Genomic DNA, 22,538 nt, shown 5'->3' on the forward strand with positions numbered 1-22,538 from the left:
TGCCTTTTAACTGGCATAGGGTAAAAATGCCAGCAGGGAAGCAATCCCCACAGTGATAAATAGTACGCTGACTATGGTCTTAATTTTTCTCAGTCGGATGCGGCTATTAAGATCCCGCGCCGCGCCCCACTTAAGCGCCACACGGTAAATACCAATGGCCGCATGTAACTCCACTGTGAGTAATAACGGCAGATACAACATCCACACGCCTTGGTTCCAAATACGATCGGCGCTACCCTGCGGGCCTATGGTCTCGGGTGCGGAACCGATCAGCCACAAATGCACAGGCAATAGCAGTAAAATCACCACTCCAGTAATGGCTTGCCAGCGCCATAGACGTGTATCCCCATGGTTGATCACCTGCATTTGTTGTTGCAGCGCCCTTTGCTGCCGCAAACTCATCGGCAGTTTTTGTAGTGCCACCAGCACATGTACTAAGGCCAAAGCCGCAATGCCGATAGCAATACAAGTCACCACCCAAGGGTAACCATGGCCATCGGCGGAGAGAAAACTCAGCTCCATAGTGCGCGCCACCCAACTCATGGCATCGCTCCCCAATAAGATCGATGACACAAGCACTAGATGAGTCCATAAAAACACCGCGAGAATGACTCCCGATAAACTCTGGCTTAGATCCAGCCACGCACTCCATTTTTTTATATTTAGTTTTATCGCCATCGCTCTTGCCTCGCGCCGTTAGCTCTATCGAGCCAATCCCATAAGTCCCATTACTCAAAATCAATATCGCTCACAAATCCACCCAAAAACCTGAGTTAGATCAAGTAGGAGACGAATAATTAATCGAATGCTTAAATATTAGCAGCGAAACAAAATACTGCTGCACAGCGTTGACACAACTCACCGCAGACGCAGCAGTATCGGGTTTCTAATTAGTGAGGCACAAAGGGTTGCACCGGGAGACTCAGCTCGCTACCAATAAACATATAAGAAACAAGGCTGGCGGCACCGAGACACAATAAATAAATGATCAGCACTTTCGCGAGCTTACGCAGACCAGAGCGGTTTAAGGTCAAGCCCCACTTTACCGCCACCCGGTACAAACCAATCATGGCGTGTATCACCACAGCAGGCAGCAATAAGGCGTATAGCAACCAAGCGTTATCGTGATAAACCCGCTCGGCCGATAAATGCGGGCCAATTTCGGGATTCAAAATCATGGTAAAGAGATGCACTGGTACGAGGAAAAATAGAATAAAGCCAGTGATAAGTTGCCAAAACCAGGCATGGGTATCTTTATGCTTAATGCCCCCAAGATGTGAGCGCAGCGCCCGCCACTGCCCAAGCTGTGCCGGAAAGCGCCTTAACGCCACGGCGGCATGCACTATCACCACCAATAACATAAACACTGAAAACACTTTAGTAACTATCGGGAAACCATGGCCCGTACTGCTAAACATACCGCCTTCAAGCAATTGAACTACATGGTAAAACGCCTCTTTACCCAGCAAAATACTCGACTCAAAATGCATATGCAGCAACAGGAAGCAACCGAGTAAGATACCCGTTGCACTCTGCAATCTATCCGCCTTGGCCGACCAAGGGTGGCCTAGTGAGGGTGTGCTCACTCTCGTGTGAACGCGCGTTACGCTTGTCATCTTGCATCTACCTTTGTGGTTTATCGTTGGCACCTCTGGGCAAGCTACACCATAGCAGCAACCAAAATCACCGTTCAGTGTCACAGATTTAAAGCGTGAGCCAACTCACTGAGCAGAGTGGAACTCTTAGAAGATGATCACAAAAAAACCAGCAAAGCCAAACAAAGGTAAAACCAATTAACCAATATATTTCATAGTGTTAAGCTTAAAAATAAAACTGACAATTCGCTTTTTAACCATAATGCGTTAAACCTGCTAACACTTTGACAAGACTGAAATAGCTCTCCACAAGTACGGTAGCAATGGCATAAAGATATCCATACGGTAGCCAGCATAAGGCGGGTTAAATTCCCGCACGGTCCTGCATTTTCAGGTAGCTTGGGTATATACCCAAGCTACCTCAAGATACTAGTTTCAGAGCGTCTAGGGTGCTTCAATTCTAGGCGCATCAATGAAAGAATGTCGGCTACCTTTTGAATTGATGCAACACGGAAGTGGAGTGCCCTAGGCGCTCCGTCCCGGCGGGTTTTAACGCACTTTATACTGCGTTGGTTATTTTTAACTTAGCCCGCTAGGTCTGCAAATAACCGCCTTGCCTAAAGTGCGTTAAATTCCCGCTGAATCCTGCATCTTGAGGTGGTTTGGGTATACAATACCGCGATTATTTAACCCTTAGCCGCAGGATACTCCCATGCCTTGGATCCAACTCCGTATAAACACCAATAGCGACGATGCTGAAACCATCAGCGACCTGCTTATGGAAGAAGGTTCAGTCTCTATCACCTTTGAAGATGGTAAAGACACCCCTATTTTTGAACCTAAACTGGGCGAAACTCCACTGTGGCGCGATACCGTAGTCGTCGCATTATTCGATGCCGAAACCGACCTGACTCCCACCATAGCCATGCTGAAAACCTTGCCTTTCCTCGGTGAGAACTTCAGCCACAAGATTGAACAAATCGAAGATAAAGACTGGGTACGTGAATGGATGGATAACTTCCACCCCATCCAATTTGGCGAACGTCTGTGGATCTGCCCAAGCTGGCGCGAAATCCCCGATCCCACAGCAGTCAATGTGATCTTAGATCCTGGCCTAGCCTTCGGCACTGGTACTCACCCAACCACAGCGCTGTGTCTAGAGTGGCTAGATAGCTTAGATTTAAGCGATGAAGAAGTGATCGACTTTGGCTGTGGCTCGGGCATCTTAGCCGTTGCAGCATTGAAGTTGGGCGCGAAAAAAGTCACAGGTATCGATATCGACTATCAGGCCATCGACGCCTCACGCGCTAATGCCGAACGCAATGGTGTCGCCGACAAACTCGACTTATATCTACCCGAAAATCAACCCGCCGATCTTAAGGCCGACGTACTGGTCGCCAATATTCTCGCTGGTCCACTGCGCGAACTCGCCCCACTCATTGCCGAACGGGTGAAAACCGGCGGCAAATTAGCCCTTTCTGGTCTGCTCAAAGAACAAGCCCAAGAGATATCCGACTTCTACAGCCAATGGTTCGATATGGACGAAGCGGCTCACAAAGAAGATTGGAGCCGCTTGACAGGCAAGCGTAAATAGCGCTAAAGGGCGGCGTAACGTGCGCCACTACTGGCTTAGGCCAATTTTTGGCGCTGACTTCTCAAGGCTAAAAAGTCAAGAAAAAAAATTGCGCCTAGGTCATTTATTGACCTTTTCACGGCCAACAAAAAGGGCTACTATAGCGCCCCTTTGAAGAGCTAAGGTGAAACAGTAAATGCGGATTGGACCCTATCAACTGAAGAATCAGCTGATCGTGGCACCAATGGCAGGTGTCACCGATCAAGCCTTCCGTAATCTCTGTCTTCGTTATGGCGCGGCCCTAGCGGTTTCCGAGATGCTTTCATCTAATCCCGAGGTTTGGGATACGGATAAAAGCCGCCAGCGTATGACGCATTCTGGCGAGGAAGGAATACGCTCAGTGCAAATAGCAGGGGCAGATCCAGAGTTAATGGCACAGGCCGCCCAGTTCAACGTCGAACAGGGTGCCCATATCATTGACATCAATATGGGATGCCCGGCAAAAAAAGTGAATAAAAAGCTGGCTGGCTCGGCACTGATGCAAAATCCACCGCTAGTAAAAGCCATTTTACAAGCCGTGGTCGCCGCAGTGAATGTGCCCGTCACGTTAAAGATTCGCACTGGCTGGGAGCCAGAACACAGGAATGGTGTTCAAATCGCCCAGATTGCCGAGGATTGTGGCATTGCCTCGCTCGCCGTTCACGGCCGTACGAGACAATGCATGTACCGGGGTTTTGCCGAGTACGACACAATTAAAGCAATCAAACAGAATGTCTCGATTCCTGTTGTCGCGAATGGGGATATCGACAGTCCGGAAAAAGCCCGCTTCGTGCTGGACTATACCGGTGCCGATGCTCTGATGATAGGACGGGGTGCTCAAGGACGACCTTGGATTTTCAGAGAAATCCAGCACTACTTGGACACAGGTAATAAGCTAGCGCCCATTGAGATTGCCCAGCAGCGTGAAGTCATGCTGGAACATCTCACCAAATTGTATGATTTATATGGTGAATATAAGGGTATCCGCTTCGCCAGAAAACATATGGGATGGTACCTAGACCAAGAAGCTCAGTGCCAATTTAGGGCTGACTTTAATCTGCTGGAAACCGCTGCAGAACAGTATTCCCTCGTGGAATGTTATTTTGATGAATTAGTACAGAATTAATAAAGAGCAGAATAGAATGTTTGATCAGACAACTAACACAGAAGTTCACCAGCTTACCGTTGGCAAAATCGAAACCGCAAACGGCACTATCAAGCCCCAGTTATTACGTGACGCCGTAAAACGCGCCGTAACTAACTTCTTCGCACAGTTGGACGGTCAGGAAGCACAAGAAGTGTATGAAATGGTGCTAAGTGAAGTTGAAGCGCCTCTGCTTGATATCATCATGCAACACACTCGCGGCAACCAAACCCGCGCAGCAAACATGCTAGGTATCAACCGTGGTACCCTGCGTAAGAAATTGAAAAAATACGGCATGAACTAATCCGCAAGGATTAAGTGATTGTTAGGAAAGGGGTTAACCTGCAAAGGTTAGCCCCTTTTCGCATTATATGCCCCCATATGTACCCCGAGATAAATGTACCCCAAGAGAGTTCCTAATCGAATTTCTACCAATAAAATCTCTTTTTCTGAAATTGAAAATGGCTGCTTCACAGGCCAGTTCAATATCTTCAAAGTTTGCTCGATGCGCTGAGTTTTCAGTTTAATTTGATACACGAATGACACCTATTGCCTGCGTCATCCGCATAATAGAACGCTCCATCAGCGGCTACCCCACGACATTCCATTCAAGTTAATTTTTACGGAAAAATAACCAAAGGAAACGCTTTGGCTGTGTGGGCACTTAGCGCTAATTCACTTCCCCCATGAAACTGAATTTATTCAAATTTCACCTAGCTATATTAAATTAAAAATAAATATGGATTATTTGAATGGCCTTTGACTACTATCTATACTACATCGGCAAATAAATAGAGATATCGCAGCCACACTATATAAGCAAACAATAAACAACAGAAAATTTATAGCATTAAATCAACAAGTTAAAAATGTCGCTCCATTAACTAAATAACAAGGTGATGCGGTTAAACATCTTATCTATTTTTGATTTAGTTACTGCTCGACTCGCAGTCTGCTGATTTAGTCATACAAGGGATTTTTGTTAGTAATGTGTTCATCACTCATTGAGGCAACACCGAAATGGAAAACAATGAATTAATCGCAGTTGAAAAACGAATCGTCGCCAAATTTTTGGATATGTTTATTAAGTTTAGTCTGATCTTGGGGCTCGCCTCATTCTGCTTTACCGTGTTTTCGCCCTTTATGAACCTGATGCTCTGGGCGTTAATCTTAGCCGTTACTCTTTATCCTTTACATCAACGTTTCGCCAAACGCCTCAATGATAAACAGGGCAAAACCGCGACCTTACTAGTGTTGCTCGGTTTACTCTTGTTGGTCGTGCCGACCATAGCCATGGTTAGCTCCATGGGGGACAGCATTAGCAATCTGATTGAACGCGTCAATAACAATACCCTAGAGATCCCCCCACCATCGGCCAACATAGCCACTATTCCTCTGGTAGGTGAGAAGCTCAACGCAGTATGGCTAAAAGCCTCCACCGATTTACCATCTTTAATCAAAAGCCTGCAGCCACAGCTAGGTGATGCAACTAAAAAAATCATAGGTACACTGGCCAGTATGAGCGGTAGCTTACTGATGAGCATTTTTTCCTTTATCGTGGCGGGGATCATCATGGCCTATGGCCGCGCAGGTGCCAATAGTGCCGACCGTATTGCTACCCGCATTATTGGCGCAGAGCGTGGTTTAAAACTCACCGCCCTGTGTACAGCGACCATCCGTGCAGTGGCCTTAGGTGTTATCGGTGTTGCCTTTATTCAAGCCCTGTTAGTCGGCATTATAATGACCTTCGCGGGTATTCCTGCGGTCGGCATTTTCTTTATCATCGCGCTGATTTTAGGCATAGCGCAAATCCCCGTCATTCTCGTCACTATCCCCGCTATCGCCTACATGTGGATGACTGGCGATCACGGCACAGCCCTTAATATCGTCTTCACTATTTTGCTGATTGTGGCGGGTATGGCTGATAACGTACTTAAGCCATTACTCCTTGGCCGCGGTGTCGATGCGCCTATGCCTGTGGTATTGATCGGTGCTTTAGGGGGTATGGCGGCTAGCGGTATTCTTGGTATGTTTGTTGGGGCCACCTTACTTTCTATCGGCTACCGCATTTTCATGGCCTGGGTTGACGACGGTCTGGCGGAGACGAGCGAGCCCAATGACCACCAATAACCCTTTTACTCGGACTCTACTCGGTGGGGCCTGTGTACTGCTCAGCAGTTGCAGCGTGCTAGGCCCCGATTATCAAAGGCCTGAGGTCAAAGAAATACAGAGTTGGCAAAATGTGAGCCAAGGCCTCTTTAAAAATGAGGCCCATGCCGTTGATTATCATCGATGGTGGGCTCGCTTAGACGATCCGGTATTAAGTGCCTTAGTCGAAGAGTCCTTAGTCAAAAATCCAGATGTACGCATTGCTGGCCTGCGCATCCTAGAGGCGCAAGCACAACTCGGCATCGCCGAAAGCTTGCTTGGCCCGCAGGTCACGCAGGCAACGGGTGAGTGGCTGAGGGCTGGCCAAACACAAAATGGCCATAGTGCATCGGGTAGCAGTTATGGCGCCGCCTTTAATCTGGGGTGGGAGCTCGATTTTTGGGGCAAATTCCAACGCGGTATTGAATCCGCTGACGCTAACTACTTTGCCAGTCTCGCTCAATACGATGATGTTCAGGTATTGATGATTGCGCAAGTCGCTCAATACTATGTGAACATTCGTACCATAGAGGCCAGACTCCAGATAGCCCAAGAGAATGCGCGAATTCAAAAACGCAGTTTGGAAATTACTGAGCGGCTATTCCAAAGTGGCAACAGTGCCGAACTAGACGTACAGCAGGCCAAGACTCAATATCTGGGCACCCTCTCAGGTATTCCACAGCTCGAAACCAACCTACGCCAAAGCCAGAATGCCCTGAGCACTTTACTGGCAAGGGCGCCAGGGCCTCTGCCGGAAATGATGTCCAATACTGGCCATATTCCACCAGGTAAGCTGGCACTGGTCGCCGAAATGCCCGCTGACCTACTGCGCCGCCGCCCGGATGTTCGAGTCGCCGAACGGCAACTGGCCGCCCAATCGGGGCTTATTGGTATCGCCGAAAGTGAACTTTATCCATCAATCACGCTGCTAGGCACCTTAGGCATTAATGCCACAGGGGTGGGTAACGAAACATTTTCCTGGGCCGCAGGCCCTTCTATCAGTTGGAATTTACTGGATAGAGGCACCTTGACCAACCAAATCCTGATCCAGGATGCCCGCTTCCAGCAATTACACGAGCGTTACCGTGACACTGTATTTAAAGCGGCTCGGGAGGTTGACGATGCCGCCATCGCCTATGCCAACGACCAGAGTGAGATTCAGTTATTAACCCAAACGGGCGAAGCGGCACGCCGCTCCCTCGAAATAGCCAATACCCAATACCGTGAAGGGATGGCCGATTTTCAGCGGGTACTCGACTCCCAGCGTGCGCTATTTAACCAACAGGAACGCCTGGTAAACAGTCGTGGGGCCCAAATCCGTAATCTTATCTTGCTTTACAAAGCGCTAGGTGGCGGTTGGGAACAAGGCCGCCAGCGCGCCTTAGTCACCCCTGAAGTCGAAGCTCAACTTCGAGCCCGTTCTGAATGGGCGCCACTACTCGATGCGACTCAGCCCCAACCCGACAATCAGCCCCAACCAGATAGCCAGTCCCAACCCAATACTCAGAAGGTGATCCTTAATGACTGATAGCACGTCTTCTCCCGGTCAAACCAGCCGCCGCGCTACATTTGGATTACTGGGACTCATCGTTCTTCTACTTACTTGGTATCTGATTGCCGATAGGCTAACGCCTTATAGCTCCCAGGCGCGGGTGCAAGCCTTCGTCGTTCCTATCGCAGCCGAAGTGTCGGGGCAGATCCTAAAAGTGTATGTCAATGATAATCAAGATGTTGACATAGGTGAGCCGCTATTCGAAATCGATCCTGAGCCCTATGACATTGCACTGGCTAAGGCGCGCTCTGATTATGAAACTGTACTCAGTGGTGTCAAAGCGAGCAGCGAAGGAGTGAGGGCCGCCGAAGCAGCGCTACAAGCGATGCGAGCCGCCTATGATAATGCAGCCAAAGACGCCGAACGCCAGGAACGCCTCTACCGTGAAGATCCGGGGGCGATATCGGTACGCCGCCTTGAAATCGCCCAAGCGACACGCGAAACAGCTAAAAGCCAAGTCACTGCGGCCGAAGCCGACGTGCGCCGAGCCATAGAGTCTGCGGGGCTCACAGGCGAGAATAACTCCCAACTTCTCAGCGCCCGCTCGGCCGTGAACAAGGCGGAGTTGGATAGACTCAATACCCGAGTTCTAGCACCAAGTCGTGGTCTCATTACCGATCTCAACACAGATGCTGGCCAGTTTATGAGTGCTGGCGCACCAGCCATGACACTGGTCGCCATCCATGATGTTTGGATCTCGGCGGACATGACTGAAAATAACCTCGGTAATATCAAAATTGGTGACAAGGTCAGTATCTTACTCGATAGCTTACCGGGTCAGCTGTTCCAAGGGGAAGTTCGCAGCATTGGCTATGGTATAGACGATGGCAAAAACCAGCAGGCAGGTTCACTGCCGACGGTAGATAACAACCGAGATTGGTTGCGCCAGGCCCAGCGGTTCCCCGTTAAAATAGCCTTTAGTGCCGATGACCCTCCTCCCGCAGTGGGGCTGCGTGTCGGTGGTCAAGCCGATGTGCTGGTTTATACCAATGAGGATGGCTTGATGAATTTGATCGGGGCCTTGTATATCCGCCTGATGAGCCTCTTCTCATTCCTCTATTGAGATGCCATATGCATAACGCCGACAGTGCGGTAATTAGAATTAGTGCAGGTGTCGCGATTAGCGTGCTGATTTGCTACGGATTAGCCCTGCCTATGCCCCACCTTGGCTGCATTATGGCCTGGATAGTCCTATGTCGCCCGGGCGCTGCGTTGAGTTTGAAGCAGGGCTTGGTCGGCGCTACGCTCCTGCTGGGCATGATGGTTGGCGGAGTCCTGTTAGTGCCCCTACTGGAACATTATGCTCTGGCGGGCGTGCTCTTGGTCATGCTACTTCTGTACCTCTTGATGCAAAAATCGATCGCTGGCGTGGGGGCGATAGCCATGCTGCTCATTATGGCGATCACTGTTATCCCGGTCGCGGGACTTATTGAGCAGGCATTGGCCATTGCAATTGCCCAGATGATGGCCGTAGGGATCATCATTGGAACCTTAGTCAATGGGATAGCCCACGCTCTATTTCCCCCGAACACTGTGGCAGTCAAAACTCAGCAAGCCGTACTGCCACCCGAGCACCCCAAAAGACTGGCGCTGCGTGCGGTGATCATAGTGCTCCCCATATGGTTACTCGCGCTGGGTAATCCTGCCTTTTATATTCCGGCTGTCATGAAAACCGTGATGCTGGCACAACAAAGTACCTCACTCGACGCTAAGCATGTGGGTAAGGAGCTGGTGCTATCAACCTTAATGGGCGCCTTTCTCGCCTTTGCGCTCTGGATGGGGCTGAGTATCTGGCCGTCATTATTGATGTTGGTATTGATGCTCTGCCTAATGACACTTTGGTTGACGAGACGCTTAGTCCAACTCGTTCCAGGACGTTTCCCGCCCTCCTTTTGGAGCAATGCTTGGATCACTGCCCTGATTCTGTTTGGCCCAGCAATTGCCGACAGCGCTACAGGTAAAGATGTTTGGTTGGCGGGTGCGATACGCACTGGCCTCTATTTAATGGTCGCAGGCTACGGCTGGCTATGCGTCATCATGCTTGAACATTGGTGGCCAGCTGGTCGGCCGGCACCAGAATCTAATATAGGAGAATAAAATGCTGACAATTATGTTGGTCGGTTTGCCCGTCATTTTGATAAACATGTTACTGCAATCCCTAGTCTCCATCTGGTGCATTCGCTTTTACAGCAAACGCTTTTCTCATAACGATACCCTAACCGCGGGCGTACTGAGTCTATTTGGCATTATCCTGATAGTTATGCTGGGCAATTTCGCGCAAATCGTTGTTTGGGGAGCCTTATTCTTACTGCTCGGTGAGTTTGAGACACTAAGGGATGCGGTGTATCACTCAGGTGTTAACTTTGCGACATTAGGCTATGGCGACGTGGTCATGAGTGCGCAATGGAAGATGCTTGGCCCGTTAGAAGCCGTCAATGGCGCGCTAATGATTGGCTTGTCAGGCGCATGTATGTTGGCCGTGTTGCAGCACAATATCCAAAAAAGAACACACTAAGCCCCACCCTATTATCATGGTGGCGTGCTTAATCGCGCGCCACCATGACAGCGCTCGAATCCCAGCACTGCTAGGCTTTTTACATCCTTGATAATTCCCATGCGTTCTACTCCCTTAGGGATATTTCATCCAATGAACTGTGACTTCGTTTGCAAATCCCGACTGTTTTAGTCGGGATTAGTTGCGCCATTTTAAAGATGCAAATAATATATATGTAAATTTATTGTCTGCTTTGGAGTGTTGCTATGTCGTCTGCCAATCTGTCATCAGAGCTAAGCTTGCAGGAAGAATCATCGGTATTACCACAATGGTTAGATAGAAAAGTCGGGGAACTCGTCGCCGAAGATTTTCGCCGTGCCCATATATTTAGCCAATTTGGAATTGATTTTTGTTGTGGTGGTGGCAAACCACTATCCGTTGCCTGCGAGCGCGCCGAAGTCGATCCTGATAAGGTCATAGCTGCACTAGAAGAGGCTGCACTCGTAGGCAGCAGAGAAGATGAGTTGAATCAATTACCTCTAGGGCAACTGATTGATTATATCGAAACCACTCACCACCAATATGTACGGGCAAAAGCTCCATTACTGATTGAATATTCTGAAAAAATGGTGCGGGCGCATGGTGAGCACTATGCCGAAATCATTCCCTTTGCAGGTTGGGTTAGAGCCTTAATCGAAGAGCTAATGCCACACCTAATGAAGGAAGAAAAAATCCTATTCCCGGCGATCCGCGCACTATCTCAAGGTGAGCAGCTTGAAGGCTGTTTTGGCCATATAGGTAATCCGATTAACGCTATGCAGCATGAACATGAGGAAGCGGGACAGATCCTGCAAAAACTGCATGAATTAACGAATGATTTTACCCCGCCAGAATATGCCTGCACCACATGGCGCGTCTGTTATGCCACCCTAGCGGAATTTGAAGCAGATCTGCATAGGCATATTCATCTAGAGAGCAACATCCTGTTCCCTAAAACGCTCAAGCTCGCCTAGCGCTAAGCGCTTATCCTGTCATAGATATCAACCTCAAGATGCTGAAACTCATCTCTTGAGGTTGCTTTAGTATAAAGCAAAGGCCAAGTCTGGCCTTTGCGGCTTTTGCATGCTACAAAAAGTCATGTGTCACTGACGGATATGCAGCCATGACATTTCAATCCTTTGCACTCGATGATATTGCCGATTTACATGAATCGGCCCAGGTGGAATTTAAGCTCGCCGGTGGTCGTGATGGTCAAGGTCAATTACCCGAGGATATTTGGGCTACTTACAGCTCCTTTGCCAATACCTTAGGCGGCGAAATCATTCTCGGTGTGCGGGAAATTCGCGGGCATTTTACCATCGAAGGCATTCCCAATCCCCTACCCGTACTGCAAGAATTTTGGGAAATACTCGACGACCCAAGCCGGATTAGCCACAATATTCTGGCGATTTCAGATGTGCAACTGATTCAAATAATGAATAAAAAGCTGATCAGGATCCGTGTCCCACTCGCACCCGAGCACCTAAAACCCATCTTTATTGGTAATGATGCCTACACTGGGACTTACTTTCGATTAGGGGATGCCGACATGCATGCAAGCCGTCGACAAGTGAGTCAATTACTACGCCGCGCCCGTTACTGCAATAAACAGCTCAAGGCGCGCTAACCTTTTACTGTTAAAATCCCGCTAACAAATAACCGCCCACTGTGGCGATTGCCGCCCCAGAAATGCGCATTAACTTCCGCTGCCCAGTTAAGCGCTGCATCCCAAGGCCAATCATGACCCCGCCTAAATGGATAACCGCTGTCCCACATAAAAATCCCAGCGCATACAATACAGGGCTCGCTAATTCGGGCATTTCGGCACCGTGGGCATGGCCGTGGAATATGGCAAACACCCCAACAAATGCCATAGCAAATAATAGGGGAAGCTGGCGGTCAAAGGCGATGGCAAGCCCGAGTAACAACACGGATAAGGCGATGCCAATTTCGACAAAGGGCACGGGAATCGCGTACAACCCTAAGATACCACCCACCAACATAAAGGCGACAAACGCTAAGGGAACCGTCCAGATAGCACGGCCACCGAGTTGGGTACTAAGCATACCCACACTTAGCATGGCGAGCAGATGGTCAAACCCTAACACTGGATGGTTAAAGCCAGACATAAAACCACCGCCAGAATGGATCTCATGGGCCGAAGCCGGCGCGATAAGCAGGAGGAAGAGTAGAGCAAATAAGCTTAAGCGCACCATAGTGAGATCCTTGATAAGCAATTGAGAGTCATAGGAATACCATCTAAGACTCTACTGCATATCATGATGCTAAACGTTGATCTTTATCACCCTTAGGTTGGCAAAAGTGTACTGCTAAGTAAAACGCTCGCCAACAACGCCTTCGCTTAAGATCATAAAATATCGCTGAGCGAGCCTAGGGCGGCGATCTCCATATGGGGCAAAAGTGCCGCTATCGGCAATGACTCAAGTTGACCAAAACTGGGGTTCAGCCACACCGACTGACAGCCAGCTAAACGCGCACCCCGCACATCGGCATTCAGGCTATCCCCCACGTGCAACAGTTGTTCCGGCCGAATGCCTAAGCGAGTACAGGCGAGGTCAAACATATCCTTAGCAGGCTTCATGCGCACACCGTTTCCTGGGTGCAGAACAAACTCGAACGTATCACCAAGGCCAATACGCTCGGCATCCACATTGCCATTAGTAATGCCGACCAATCTAAAACGCTGCGCCAAGCGCCGAAGTAACGAGAGCACGTCGCTTGATACTTGAAAATGGCTACGATGAAAATAAAAACACGCTAACCCTTCTGCAGCGCCGCGCTCGGCCTCACTCGCACTATAACCCAGTTGCAGCAACCCTTGGCGCAACGTCGCCACCCTTGCCGCCGTCGTATCATGGGCTAATTCGGGCATTTGCTGTAAAAGTAGCAGTTTTAGCCGCCGCCAATCCTGGGATTGCCACGCCGCGGTGAGGGGAAAGGATTGATGCAAAAACTGAGTTAACTCGGCTTCTGCATTCAAAATATAGGGTTGGTTGTTGTACAAGGTATCATCGAGATCGAAACTGATCGCGTGGATATTTTGGGGTCTAAGGTAACAACGCATTATTTATCCTGTGGTTTTTTCGCTCTAGGATGGGTGTTATCATACACCTTAGCTAAGTGTTGGAAATCTAAACTGGTATAAATTTGCGTGGTCGCAAGGTTCGCATGGCCCAATAATTCCTGTACCGCCCGCAAGTCGGCGCTCGCTTCTAGCATATGAGTGGCGAAGGAATGACGCAGCTTATGGGGATGCACCCGCACCGACAATGCTTGCTCTTGGCCCCATTTAGTCATGCGCGCCTGAATGCTACGGTGGGATAAACGCCGGCCCTTTTCGGTCACAAACAGGGCGTTATCTTCACAGGGGATTTGCCTTCGACAGGTGAGCCACGCTTCTAACGCCTTGATGGCATAACGGCCTACTGGCACAATTCGCTCTTTATTGCCTTTACCTAATACCCGCACTTCCCTTAACTCATAATGCACACTGGTTAAGTCGAGTGCCGCAAGCTCTGCCAAACGTAAGCCACTGGAATAAAACAGCTCCATGATGGCTTTATCCCGCAGACTCAAGGGATCTGTGCCCTCAATTTCCAGCAAATGGGTTAGGGAATCGACATCGATATTCTTCGGCAGCGGTTTAGCCTGTTTAGGCGCACTTAAGCCTTTAGCGGGATTAAGGGCTATCACACCTTCGCGCAGCAGAAACTCGCCCCATTGCTTTATCGCGGACAAACACAATGAAAGGGAGCGTGGACTTAACCCCTTGCGGTGCAATTTGGCGAGCACTTGTTGCCAGTGCTCACGCGCGACATTGAGCAGATTGATGCCATCTGGCAGCAATTCATTGGCGCGGTGTAACTCGTAGAGATAATTCCGCACCGTATGATCTGATAACTGCCGCTCCGAATGTAAGTAACGCTCAAAGGATTGCAGGTAGTTTTCACTGGGATCCGCCACCTTGGGATCCGATATATCGCTCGCTTGTGCACTCATATCGGGCTCCTTATCGGTGGGGATTGAGCATTAACTCGATAATAATCAAAGCTTAGCTAACATATGAGCCAGCAAACGCCGTAACTGTTCCAGCAGCATATTGTCCATATCGGGGTGAAAATGGGTCGCATCTTGGCTGGCGATGGCAAAGATAACGGGGATCTCTTCGGCTAACTTGACTAAGGCAACTGAGCCCACTTCGGCGCCAAATAAGCGTTTAGCTTCCTGTTGCGTCACGCGGCCAAAATAGTGACCTTTACGCAAGCGTTGCTCCCAAATCGCTTTCATATCAAGGTCGACATCGAGCACACTAATAAGGCGCACATGGGTAAAATGAAACTGATCCTTCAAGCTGTCGGCTAAAACCTCTTTAAGCGATACCAGATCGGCACAATTGAGCAACTTAAAAGACAGCTCAGAGTTAAACAGATAAATTTTCTCGTTGCGCGCCGCCATCGCCAACAGATGAGTGATTTCTTCTTCGAGCTGACCCACTCGCTGGCGCAACAACTCCTGTCGCCTCTCAACCAGAGAAATAGCGCCACGTTCCAGATGGGGCAAACGCATCGCTAACAATAGCTCGGGATAACGATTAAAAAAGTCAGGATTATCGAGCAGATACTCGCGAATGAGGAGTTCATCGAAGGGCACATCTGTCTGCGGCATAAGGGGCTCTGTCATAACTGAATTTGTCCGTCGTAAACATGTTGCGCGGGCCCGGTCATCCACAGGGGTTTACCCTCGCCTTCCCAATTGATGGTTAAGGTGCCACCGGGTAAATCCACCCGCACTTGTTGGTCGAGCTTCCCTTGAACTTGCCCGACAACCACTGCGGCACAGGCCCCCGTACCACAGGCTAAGGTTTCGGCCGCGCCGCGCTCATACACCCGCAGTTTGATATGGCCAGAGTTCACCACTTGCATAAACCCAACATTCACCCCACGGGGAAAACGCTCATGCTTGGTCAGCAGTGCGCCAATTTCGGCAACGTTAGCATTGGCAACATCTTCCACATCGAGCACACAGTGGGGGTTGCCCATAGAAGCCGCGCCACATAAAAAAGTTTGTTGGGGGGTTTGCAGCAGGTAGGTTTTTTCGGCCTTCTTGGCTTTAAAGGGGATTTGACTGGGGTCGAGAATAGGCACGCCCATATTGACGGTCACAGTGCCATCACGTTCCAAACGCAGCGTCATTTTGCCCGATGAGGTGCTAACACGAATTTTATTCTTATTTGTCAGCCCTTTATTACGTACAAAACGGGCAAAACAACGGGCACCATTACCGCAATTCTCCACTTCCCCTCCATCGGCATTGAAGATGCGATAGTGAAAATCTAAATCGGGATCATAGGGCGGCTCGACCAAGAGCAACTGGTCAAAACCGATACCAAAGTTACGATCGGCTAAACGGCGGATCTGCTCAGGCGAAAAGAACACGTTCTGCGTGATCCCATCGACCACCATAAAATCGTTGCCCAGTCCGTGCATCTTAGTGAATTGAATCAAGATACTTATCCTTTAAGCCGAGGCGCCGCTCATAACATATGAAACCAAGCGCCTGAATCAATATAATTTTTCTAGTTTACGGCAGGAGTTGCTCACCTTGCCAGAGCTGAGACAGTTTTTCTCGCTCGCGCACTAGATAAGCCTTGTCGCCATCGACCATCACTTCGGCGGCCCGAGGACGGGTATTGTAGTTCGACGCCATCGCAAAACCGTAGGCGCCACTCGAGCGTACCGCCAGCAAATCCCCCGCCGCTATGGCTAACTGGCGGTCTTTACCGAGGAAGTCACCAGTCTCACACACTGGCCCAACAATATCAAAGGCATAGGTCTGCTCATTCCTTGGATTAACGGGAATAATATTTTGCCATGCGCTGTAGAGTGCTGGGCGAATTAAGTCGTTCATCGCACCATCGACTATCGCAAAACGCTTGTCGCTGTTCTCTTTAAGATAGAGCACCTCTGTGACAAAAATCCCCGCGTTGGCGGCAATCGCACGGCCAGGTTCGAAGATTAGCTTGAGCTTGCGGTCACCTAAACGCGCGAGCAGTGCGGCGGCATACACATCAGGGTGTGGCGGTGTTTCAGCATCATAGGTGACCCCCAAACCACCACCCACATCGAAATGCTCAATCACTATGCCTTGCTCGGCTAAACGATCGATCAGTGCCAACATCCTATCCATGGCATCGAGGAAAGGTTGAATTTCAGTCAGTTGCGAGCCGATATGACAATCGACCCCCTTCACCTGTAAATGCGGCAGCGCATGGGCACGGGCAAAGACGGTTTCAGCCTCATCCATAGCAATACCGAATTTGTTCTCTTTAAGGCCGGTCGAAATATAGGGATGGGTTCCCGCATCCACATCGGGATTGACTCGCAGGGACACTGGCGCGACTTTGCCTAAACGGCCGGCAACCTGGTTTAACAGCTCAAGCTCGGCACTCGACTCAACGTTAAAGCAGTAAATCCCTAGGTTGAGCGCCTGTTCCATTTCGGCAACGGTTTTACCTACGCCCGAGAACACCACTTTATCGGGGGAGCCACCCGCTTCAATCACTCGCGCTAACTCACCACCGGAAACGATATCAAACCCACTACCTAAGCGGGCTAGCACATTCAGTACGGCCAAATTCGAATTGGCTTTAACCGCATAACAAATCAAATGTGGATGATCTGCAACGGCATTGTCGAAGGCATGCCAATGGCGCTCAAGCGTGGCGCGGGAATAGACATACAGTGGCGTGCCATAGGTCTGGGCCAAATCGTTCACTCTACAGCCTTCAGCATGCAGGGTATTATTGTGGTAGAGAAAGTGATCCAATGTCCGGTTCCTTACTGCGCTTTGTTGTCGTATTGATTATTCTAATTAGCGGTGGTTATTGTGTTTTTTCCGCTTCGATGGCGTTAATTTCAGTGTTGATCTTTTCAGCCTCAGGCACTGTCTTAGGCACTTCAGCTTCGGTCGCTTGACTCGCCTCAACGGCAGGTGCTTTATACAGAGGCCCTTTTTGGCCGCATGCCGTAATGAATAGGCTACCAAGCATTAACAATAAAAACAGTCTCATTTTTCTCAACATCTGTGCATCTGGTGACTAATGGCCTTATAATCGCACCCATCTTGACGAAAGCAAAGGACAGAAATGCATGGCCATGACAGATACAGAATTTCACCAGCTCGCCGATGACATGTTCCAAGCCATAGAGAATGCCATTGAAACCGCGATTGATGAGCAAGATGCCGACGTCGACATCGATGCCAGCGGCAACGTACTGCAATTAGAATTTGTGGATGGCTCTAAGATAGTGATCAACAAGCAAGAACCTTTGCATGAGATCTGGGTTGCCACCCGTTTTGGTGGATATCACTTCGGTTTTGTCGATGGGAAATGGTTAGATGGACGCAACGGCGGAGAGTTTATGCCATTCGTGCAAGAGTCTATCCAGCGTCAGGGCGGCATTCAACTTAGCTTCTAGTCCTTGCTACGCAAGATAAATAGGGAAGCCTTGGCTTCCCTATTTATATCGACATTCCTTGTTATCATCCGTTGTTATCAAGCGTTATAAAGAGCGATCAAAAACCATTTTTCACTATAAATATTATTAAAACTCAAGATCTTGATCGGCAACATCGATACCGAAGGGTGTCACAGTTAACTCGCCCGCCACCCGAACCAGATGGAAAAACTGCGGAATATTAAACCGCGCCTTAGAAGCATAATGTTCACCAAACACATAGTGATGGCTGACTTTATTCACTAGCTCAGTCATGTTCGATCCCGCCTGTACATAGTGGCTCAGGTGATTTTCCTCATCGAGAATAAACACATCTAAGTTATCCACCCTTTGACGTAGAAAATATTGGATAGATCCCTTAGCCGCATAATTCTGCACCACTTTAGGCATACTCGAAAAAGGATCATCCCCCAATTCTGGCCGTGGCAGTTGCACTAAATGACTGCGGGATAACTGTTGGTAGAAAGATTTTGCATCGCTTAAATCTTGATACGCCATCCCCAGTGGGTTGAAGAAAATGCCATAGCGGGTGTGACTTATCTGCAGCGGCTGAACTAGAGTGCTCGATTGCTGCGCCTGCTGACATAAACGCATTGTTTGCATAAGCAGATTTTTTACCGCTAATTTAAGTTGGGGACGTAATTTTTGCGAGCAGCTGATCACATCCATATCGACGGGCAAAGTCGCACGCCTTAATCCTGGCGTGACAAAGGCCAAGGCTTGTAATACCGCGGTTTCACCTTCAAAGCGATGACATTGCCACTCGCCCCAACTATTCAGGCATATCGCATCTAAGGCGCCGAGCATATTTTCCTTTTTACGCCCAAGGGAAAATACGTTCGCATTCATCATATCGACCATCATCTCCTGCCCGTGCCATTGGGTGGTGGGATCATTGTCTAGGTTCAGCACAAAGATCAGCTTTCTGAAATGCCAAGGTTGGCATAGGTCTCGTTTGGACACTCGCCAATCATGGTCAATAAAATTCAATAATCGCTTAGAGGCCTCGGTAAGGCGTTTCGACTGTACTTTGCCCCGCCCTAACTCATACCATTTAGTATCAGGGGTGGAAACACCATTTAAGCAAGCCCAAATCATTAATGCCGAAGGTGTTTTACCTTTGCATATGGCAGATTCACCCAATAAGTTCTGTGGCTTTGGTGCTTGTCTGTACAGGTAATATTGATTCTCACGGCTGCTTGAGACCATAGTCAGTTCCGATTCGGCAACGGAACGACTCCAGAGTAAATTCAGCTTAGAGATTTGATCTTCATCTTGGGTAAAATAGGTGTGCAGTTTGCGGGTGAGCATCCCCAACTCTTCGACACGCAATCCCTCATTTAGCTCGTGGGTCGATGCAAATCGCAATAGCGTTTGGTAGCTCGCCAATAACAACTCATTCAATTGATCGTTAAACCAATTGAGTTGGCCGCTATGCCAATGTTCACAGTCGTCTAAGGTGCGGATCAAACTCTCGGGCCATTGCCAATCCTGCACTAGCTTTTGTAATTTGGCGTAGCGCCAGTCTTTGCCCTGATCTGGCCGACTTAAAAAGACCCCGCATTTTAAATAAAAGCAGCGACGCGCGATCTCGAGCCGGCGGGTATCATTTTGCTTTAACAGGTAGGCCTCAATGACTTCATAGATGGAGTAATAGGCATCATTCGCGGTTGAAAAGTCCCCCGCGAGCGTTTTTTGCCACAGGCGATCGCAGAGCAATTGCGAATGGGGATATTCACTGGCATAGGCCTCGAGTAACAATACTTTGATCAAGGCCTTGTGTGGCTTATCAAGGCCTTTGTAGAGCAGCCATAACGAGGCGCCAAAATACTCACTTGCGGGTAATTCATGCACATTCCCCAGATACAAGAGATCAGGATTTAATTTAGCATCTGGCCACCAAGCAATAGCTTTACCCGCCAAGCGAATTTGACTACGGTAAAACTCCTCCAGCAACAGCCAATGCTGCGCGCTACCACTGTGCTCGTGGGCCATGGAAGATTGGCATCCATTACGCCCCTGACCGCCACTAAACTGCTGCGAATGAACTAAATAGAAGTTCACCTCAAACTGATATTCGGCAAACCATGCGGTTAATCTATTGGCTTTAGTGCGAATTAAGGCTAAATCCCTATCGCACAAATCGGCACTATATACCAACCAAACATCGACATCGCTCTTAGTATTCTGGCCAAAGCTGGCGGTACTTCCCATGGCATAAACGCCTTCGAAGGCACACACATCAGGCTCTTGGGCCATAAAGGGCAACTTAACAACATCGCAGGCATGCGACTCGAGCACACCCGCTGAATATTCCTTAATACCACAGGGAGTATTGGGAGCATGATACCCGGGATACTGAATGCTGTTCTGGTGGATCAGGAAGGGAATTAAATGGAATAAATGCTTTTGTAACGGCGACAGCAAAGCCAAAGCTCGCGCGATGCGAACCTTATTAAGTCTTTCTGCAATATCAGGAAATAGGCCTTGCTGATCCATCCTAGAACACAACGCTTAAATACTTATGAGAAGTGTGCTCATGTTAACACTTTTACAAACCCAAGCAACCAAACGTGAAGTTCGTCACACTTTATGGCTATTTAGAACACAGCCAACTTCAAAGAATCGATAGAGCTTCCTTACATAAACGAATAGCCAATGTTAGCATTGGCGCAACTAAGATCTTTGATGGAAACTAGGCATGTCTGAAAACCGCATACGTATCGCAACCCGCAAGAGTCCGCTGGCCATGTGGCAAGCTGAATTTGTTAAAGCCGAATTAGAACGCATTCACCCCGGTATTGTGGTGGAGCTATTGCCAATGAGCACTAAGGGCGACGTGATTTTAGATACGCCGCTAGCAAAAGTAGGCGGTAAAGGTTTGTTCGTCAAAGAACTTGAAGTCGCCATGCTAGAAGACCAGGCCGATATCGCAGTGCACTCCATGAAAGACGTGCCCGTCGACTTCCCTGAAGGCTTAGGCCTTGAGGTGATCTGCGAGCGTGAAGATCCCCGCGATGCCTTTGTATCGAATTTATATAAATCGATCAGCGAATTACCACTAGGCGCAACCGTGGGCACCTCGAGCCTACGTCGTCAATGCCAACTGCGCGCATCACGCCCTGACCTCATTATCAAAGATCTACGCGGCAACGTAGGCACACGTTTAGCTAAGCTTGATAACGGCGAATACGATGCCATTATTCTTGCCGCAGCCGGCTTAATCCGCCTGAAATTATCTGAGCGTATCGCCAGCTTTATTTCGGCCGAAGAATCCTTACCCGCTAACGGCCAAGGCGCTGTGGGTATCGAATGTCGCACTAACGATGAACGCGTTAAAGCGCTACTGGCACCATTAGAGCATTTAGAAACGCGCTACCGTGTGATTGCCGAGCGTGCGATGAACACTCGCCTCGAAGGCGGCTGCCAAGTACCCATTGGCGCCTTTGCCGAAATCGATGGTGACGAGATGACCCTACGCGGCCTAGTCGGTAACCCCGATGGCAGCGAAATCATCGAAGGCGTGATCACAGGTCCTAAGACCGAAGCCACGCAATTAGGCGTTGCCCTTGCAGAAGAGTTACTGAGCAAAGGTGCAAAAGGCATTCTCGACGCTGTTTACGCTAAAGCCTAAGTCAATGAAAGTCTTACTGACGCGCCCCGAGGGGCGCAATCAGTCCATGGTCGATGCCTTGAATGAGCGAGGCATTAGCCATTGGGTCACCCCTCTGCTGTGTGTCGAAGCTACGCCACCCATAACAAGCGATACCCCACATCCCTTGGCACAGGCCGATATGATTATCTGCATCAGCGCCAATGCGGTGACTTTTGCTGATAACGCCTTAACAGCCGCGAATTCTCCAATCAAAGGCTGGCCACAAATTCCATACTTCGCCGTTGGGCATGCGACTTGGGAAGCATTAAATCAGCTCGGCATTGAAGCCCTCGAAGCTCCTGATGATTGCCAGCAGACCGAAGGTCTACTCACACTCGCGCCGCTGCAAGATATTAAAGCTAAGCAGATTACTATCATACGTGGCGTAGGTGGCCGTGAAGCGCTTGCCGAACAACTGGCAGAGCGCGGTGCAGATGTGCGCTATTGGGAAGTGTATCAACGGGCCTGCCCACCGCTCGATGGACAACACTTAGTACAACAATGGCAAGCCTTCGGGATTGATACTATTGTGGTGACCAGTGGTGAAGTGCTGGATAACCTGATTAATCTAGTGCCAAAAGAGTTATTTGCATGGCTGCGCTCATGTCATATCATAGTCCCAAGTAACCGAGTAGAAGCTCAAGCTCACGCCTTTGGTATAACCCAAGTCACCAATGCCAATGCCGCCAACAGCAAAGCCGTGCTAAACGCCCTTAAACTCTAAGCGCTATTTAGCCCGATTTTACTCGAATTTCGGCAGT

Annotated in this window: 23 protein-coding genes; 13 read left to right on the forward strand and 10 right to left on the reverse strand. The window is 49.2% G+C overall.

The annotated features are described in order from the left end of the window. Positions 1-6 precede the first annotated feature (6 nt). Positions 7-678 (reverse strand): fumarate reductase cytochrome b subunit, encoded by a 672-nt coding sequence (locus JFT56_RS17550; protein ID WP_198781271.1) that lies wholly within the window; start codon positions 676-678, stop codon positions 7-9. A 212-nt stretch (positions 679-890) separates the two neighbouring features. After that, the gene (locus JFT56_RS17555) at positions 891-1,616 is read right to left on the reverse strand and encodes a fumarate reductase cytochrome b subunit (RefSeq protein ID WP_198781272.1); all 726 of its coding nucleotides are present in this window, start codon (positions 1,614-1,616) and stop codon (positions 891-893) included. A gap of 691 nt (positions 1,617-2,307) precedes the next feature. Between JFT56_RS17555 and prmA the strand changes: the two genes are divergently transcribed. From prmA to JFT56_RS17605, 10 genes are all read left to right on the forward strand, one after another. Further along, complete coding sequence (prmA, locus tag JFT56_RS17560) at positions 2,308-3,189, forward strand: 50S ribosomal protein L11 methyltransferase (RefSeq protein WP_198781273.1); 882 nt, start codon at positions 2,308-2,310, stop codon at positions 3,187-3,189. A gap of 175 nt (positions 3,190-3,364) precedes the next feature. Next, positions 3,365-4,333, forward strand: a complete 969-nt coding sequence (dusB, locus tag JFT56_RS17565) for a tRNA dihydrouridine synthase DusB (RefSeq protein WP_198781274.1) — start codon at positions 3,365-3,367, stop codon at positions 4,331-4,333. 16 nt (positions 4,334-4,349) lie between these two features. Further along, a complete protein-coding gene (gene fis, locus JFT56_RS17570) occupies positions 4,350-4,655 on the forward strand; it encodes a DNA-binding transcriptional regulator Fis (protein WP_006083371.1) in 306 nt (101 codons plus the stop codon). Between the two features lie 716 nt (positions 4,656-5,371). Further along, the gene (locus tag JFT56_RS17575; RefSeq protein ID WP_198781275.1) at positions 5,372-6,481 is read left to right on the forward strand and encodes an AI-2E family transporter; all 1,110 of its coding nucleotides are present in this window, start codon (positions 5,372-5,374) and stop codon (positions 6,479-6,481) included. After that, the gene (locus JFT56_RS17580; protein ID WP_198781276.1) at positions 6,468-8,027 is read left to right on the forward strand and encodes an efflux transporter outer membrane subunit; all 1,560 of its coding nucleotides are present in this window, start codon (positions 6,468-6,470) and stop codon (positions 8,025-8,027) included. The genes JFT56_RS17575 and JFT56_RS17580 overlap by 14 nt, the downstream gene beginning before the upstream one ends. Continuing rightward, the gene (locus JFT56_RS17585) at positions 8,020-9,114 is read left to right on the forward strand and encodes an HlyD family secretion protein (protein WP_198781277.1); all 1,095 of its coding nucleotides are present in this window, start codon (positions 8,020-8,022) and stop codon (positions 9,112-9,114) included. The genes JFT56_RS17580 and JFT56_RS17585 overlap by 8 nt, the downstream gene beginning before the upstream one ends. Before the next feature lie 8 nt (positions 9,115-9,122). Beyond that, positions 9,123-10,148 (forward strand): hypothetical protein, encoded by a 1,026-nt coding sequence (locus JFT56_RS17590; protein ID WP_198781278.1) that lies wholly within the window; start codon positions 9,123-9,125, stop codon positions 10,146-10,148. Between the two features lies 1 nt (position 10,149). After that, positions 10,150-10,566 carry an ion channel gene (locus tag JFT56_RS17595; protein WP_198781279.1) on the forward strand — a complete coding sequence of 139 codons (417 nt, stop codon included), beginning with the start codon at positions 10,150-10,152 and terminating at the stop codon, positions 10,564-10,566. Positions 10,567-10,811: 245 nt separating this feature from the next. Continuing rightward, positions 10,812-11,558: an iron-sulfur cluster repair di-iron protein gene (gene ric, locus JFT56_RS17600; RefSeq protein ID WP_198781280.1), complete on the forward strand. Its 747-nt coding sequence runs from the start codon at positions 10,812-10,814 to the stop codon at positions 11,556-11,558. A gap of 149 nt (positions 11,559-11,707) precedes the next feature. After that, a complete protein-coding gene (locus tag JFT56_RS17605) occupies positions 11,708-12,211 on the forward strand; it encodes a helix-turn-helix domain-containing protein (protein WP_198781281.1) in 504 nt (167 codons plus the stop codon). Between the two features lie 10 nt (positions 12,212-12,221). Here JFT56_RS17605 and JFT56_RS17610 read toward each other — a convergent pair whose 3' ends face one another. The 7 genes from JFT56_RS17610 to lptM form a co-directional block, all read right to left on the reverse strand. Next, positions 12,222-12,800, reverse strand: coding sequence for a HupE/UreJ family protein (locus JFT56_RS17610; protein WP_198781282.1), 579 nt, complete (start codon positions 12,798-12,800; stop codon positions 12,222-12,224). Between the two features lie 152 nt (positions 12,801-12,952). Continuing rightward, positions 12,953-13,669: an HAD-IA family hydrolase gene (locus tag JFT56_RS17615; protein WP_198781283.1), complete on the reverse strand. Its 717-nt coding sequence runs from the start codon at positions 13,667-13,669 to the stop codon at positions 12,953-12,955. Beyond that, entirely contained in the window at positions 13,669-14,604 is a 936-nt protein-coding gene (xerC, locus tag JFT56_RS17620; protein ID WP_198781284.1) for a tyrosine recombinase XerC, read from the reverse strand. Before xerC ends, JFT56_RS17615 begins: the two co-directional genes overlap by 1 nt. Before the next feature lie 45 nt (positions 14,605-14,649). Beyond that, positions 14,650-15,285, reverse strand: coding sequence for a DUF484 family protein (locus tag JFT56_RS17625; protein ID WP_198781285.1), 636 nt, complete (start codon positions 15,283-15,285; stop codon positions 14,650-14,652). Next, positions 15,282-16,109, reverse strand: coding sequence for a diaminopimelate epimerase (gene dapF / locus JFT56_RS17630; RefSeq protein ID WP_198781286.1), 828 nt, complete (start codon positions 16,107-16,109; stop codon positions 15,282-15,284). Before dapF ends, JFT56_RS17625 begins: the two co-directional genes overlap by 4 nt. A gap of 76 nt (positions 16,110-16,185) precedes the next feature. Further along, a complete protein-coding gene (gene lysA / locus JFT56_RS17635) occupies positions 16,186-17,430 on the reverse strand; it encodes a diaminopimelate decarboxylase (RefSeq protein WP_198781287.1) in 1,245 nt (414 codons plus the stop codon). A gap of 55 nt (positions 17,431-17,485) precedes the next feature. After that, positions 17,486-17,674 carry an LPS translocon maturation chaperone LptM gene (gene lptM / locus JFT56_RS17640; RefSeq protein WP_420136004.1) on the reverse strand — a complete coding sequence of 63 codons (189 nt, stop codon included), beginning with the start codon at positions 17,672-17,674 and terminating at the stop codon, positions 17,486-17,488. A gap of 79 nt (positions 17,675-17,753) precedes the next feature. On the opposite strand from lptM, the gene cyaY reads away from it, so the two are divergent. Next, entirely contained in the window at positions 17,754-18,083 is a 330-nt protein-coding gene (gene cyaY / locus JFT56_RS17645) for an iron donor protein CyaY (RefSeq protein ID WP_198781289.1), read from the forward strand. Between the two features lie 126 nt (positions 18,084-18,209). Here cyaY and JFT56_RS17650 read toward each other — a convergent pair whose 3' ends face one another. Then, positions 18,210-20,621 (reverse strand): class I adenylate cyclase, encoded by a 2,412-nt coding sequence (locus tag JFT56_RS17650; RefSeq protein ID WP_198781290.1) that lies wholly within the window; start codon positions 20,619-20,621, stop codon positions 18,210-18,212. A gap of 202 nt (positions 20,622-20,823) precedes the next feature. Here JFT56_RS17650 and hemC point away from each other — a divergent pair, with 202 nt between their 5' ends. Both hemC and JFT56_RS17660 read left to right on the forward strand, forming a co-directional pair. Beyond that, a complete protein-coding gene (gene hemC, locus JFT56_RS17655) occupies positions 20,824-21,756 on the forward strand; it encodes a hydroxymethylbilane synthase (RefSeq protein WP_198781291.1) in 933 nt (310 codons plus the stop codon). 4 nt (positions 21,757-21,760) lie between these two features. After that, positions 21,761-22,501: a uroporphyrinogen-III synthase gene (locus JFT56_RS17660; RefSeq protein ID WP_198781292.1), complete on the forward strand. Its 741-nt coding sequence runs from the start codon at positions 21,761-21,763 to the stop codon at positions 22,499-22,501. Positions 22,502-22,538: the final 37 nt, after the last annotated feature.

The sequence above is a fragment of the Shewanella putrefaciens genome (genome assembly GCF_016406305.1).
GTDB classification, from domain to species: domain Bacteria; phylum Pseudomonadota; class Gammaproteobacteria; order Enterobacterales; family Shewanellaceae; genus Shewanella; species Shewanella putrefaciens_C.

Excerpts from the sequence above, each read along its gene's own strand:
- fis (WP_006083371.1), top strand. The coding sequence starts at position 4,350 with ATGTTTGATCAGACAACTAACACAGAAGTTCACCAGCTTACCGTTGGC.
- JFT56_RS17610 (WP_198781282.1), bottom strand. The coding sequence starts at position 12,800 with ATGGTGCGCTTAAGCTTATTTGCTCTACTCTTCCTCCTGCTTATCGCG.
- hemC (WP_198781291.1), top strand. The coding sequence starts at position 20,824 with ATGTCTGAAAACCGCATACGTATCGCAACCCGCAAGAGTCCGCTGGCC.
- JFT56_RS17605 (WP_198781281.1), top strand. The coding sequence starts at position 11,708 with ATGACATTTCAATCCTTTGCACTCGATGATATTGCCGATTTACATGAA.
- ric (WP_198781280.1), top strand. The coding sequence starts at position 10,812 with ATGTCGTCTGCCAATCTGTCATCAGAGCTAAGCTTGCAGGAAGAATCA.
- lptM (WP_420136004.1), bottom strand. The coding sequence starts at position 17,674 with ATGAGACTGTTTTTATTGTTAATGCTTGGTAGCCTATTCATTACGGCA.
- JFT56_RS17555 (WP_198781272.1), bottom strand. The coding sequence starts at position 1,616 with ATGACAAGCGTAACGCGCGTTCACACGAGAGTGAGCACACCCTCACTA.
- JFT56_RS17660 (WP_198781292.1), top strand. The coding sequence starts at position 21,761 with ATGAAAGTCTTACTGACGCGCCCCGAGGGGCGCAATCAGTCCATGGTC.
- JFT56_RS17550 (WP_198781271.1), bottom strand. The coding sequence starts at position 678 with ATGGCGATAAAACTAAATATAAAAAAATGGAGTGCGTGGCTGGATCTA.
- JFT56_RS17585 (WP_198781277.1), top strand. The coding sequence starts at position 8,020 with ATGACTGATAGCACGTCTTCTCCCGGTCAAACCAGCCGCCGCGCTACA.
- JFT56_RS17615 (WP_198781283.1), bottom strand. The coding sequence starts at position 13,669 with ATGCGTTGTTACCTTAGACCCCAAAATATCCACGCGATCAGTTTCGAT.
- JFT56_RS17595 (WP_198781279.1), top strand. The coding sequence starts at position 10,150 with ATGCTGACAATTATGTTGGTCGGTTTGCCCGTCATTTTGATAAACATG.
- JFT56_RS17625 (WP_198781285.1), bottom strand. The coding sequence starts at position 15,285 with ATGACAGAGCCCCTTATGCCGCAGACAGATGTGCCCTTCGATGAACTC.
- JFT56_RS17650 (WP_198781290.1), bottom strand. The coding sequence starts at position 20,621 with ATGGATCAGCAAGGCCTATTTCCTGATATTGCAGAAAGACTTAATAAG.
- JFT56_RS17590 (WP_198781278.1), top strand. The coding sequence starts at position 9,123 with ATGCATAACGCCGACAGTGCGGTAATTAGAATTAGTGCAGGTGTCGCG.
- dusB (WP_198781274.1), top strand. The coding sequence starts at position 3,365 with ATGCGGATTGGACCCTATCAACTGAAGAATCAGCTGATCGTGGCACCA.
- cyaY (WP_198781289.1), top strand. The coding sequence starts at position 17,754 with ATGGCCATGACAGATACAGAATTTCACCAGCTCGCCGATGACATGTTC.
- JFT56_RS17575 (WP_198781275.1), top strand. The coding sequence starts at position 5,372 with ATGGAAAACAATGAATTAATCGCAGTTGAAAAACGAATCGTCGCCAAA.
- JFT56_RS17580 (WP_198781276.1), top strand. The coding sequence starts at position 6,468 with ATGACCACCAATAACCCTTTTACTCGGACTCTACTCGGTGGGGCCTGT.
- xerC (WP_198781284.1), bottom strand. The coding sequence starts at position 14,604 with ATGAGTGCACAAGCGAGCGATATATCGGATCCCAAGGTGGCGGATCCC.
- prmA (WP_198781273.1), top strand. The coding sequence starts at position 2,308 with ATGCCTTGGATCCAACTCCGTATAAACACCAATAGCGACGATGCTGAA.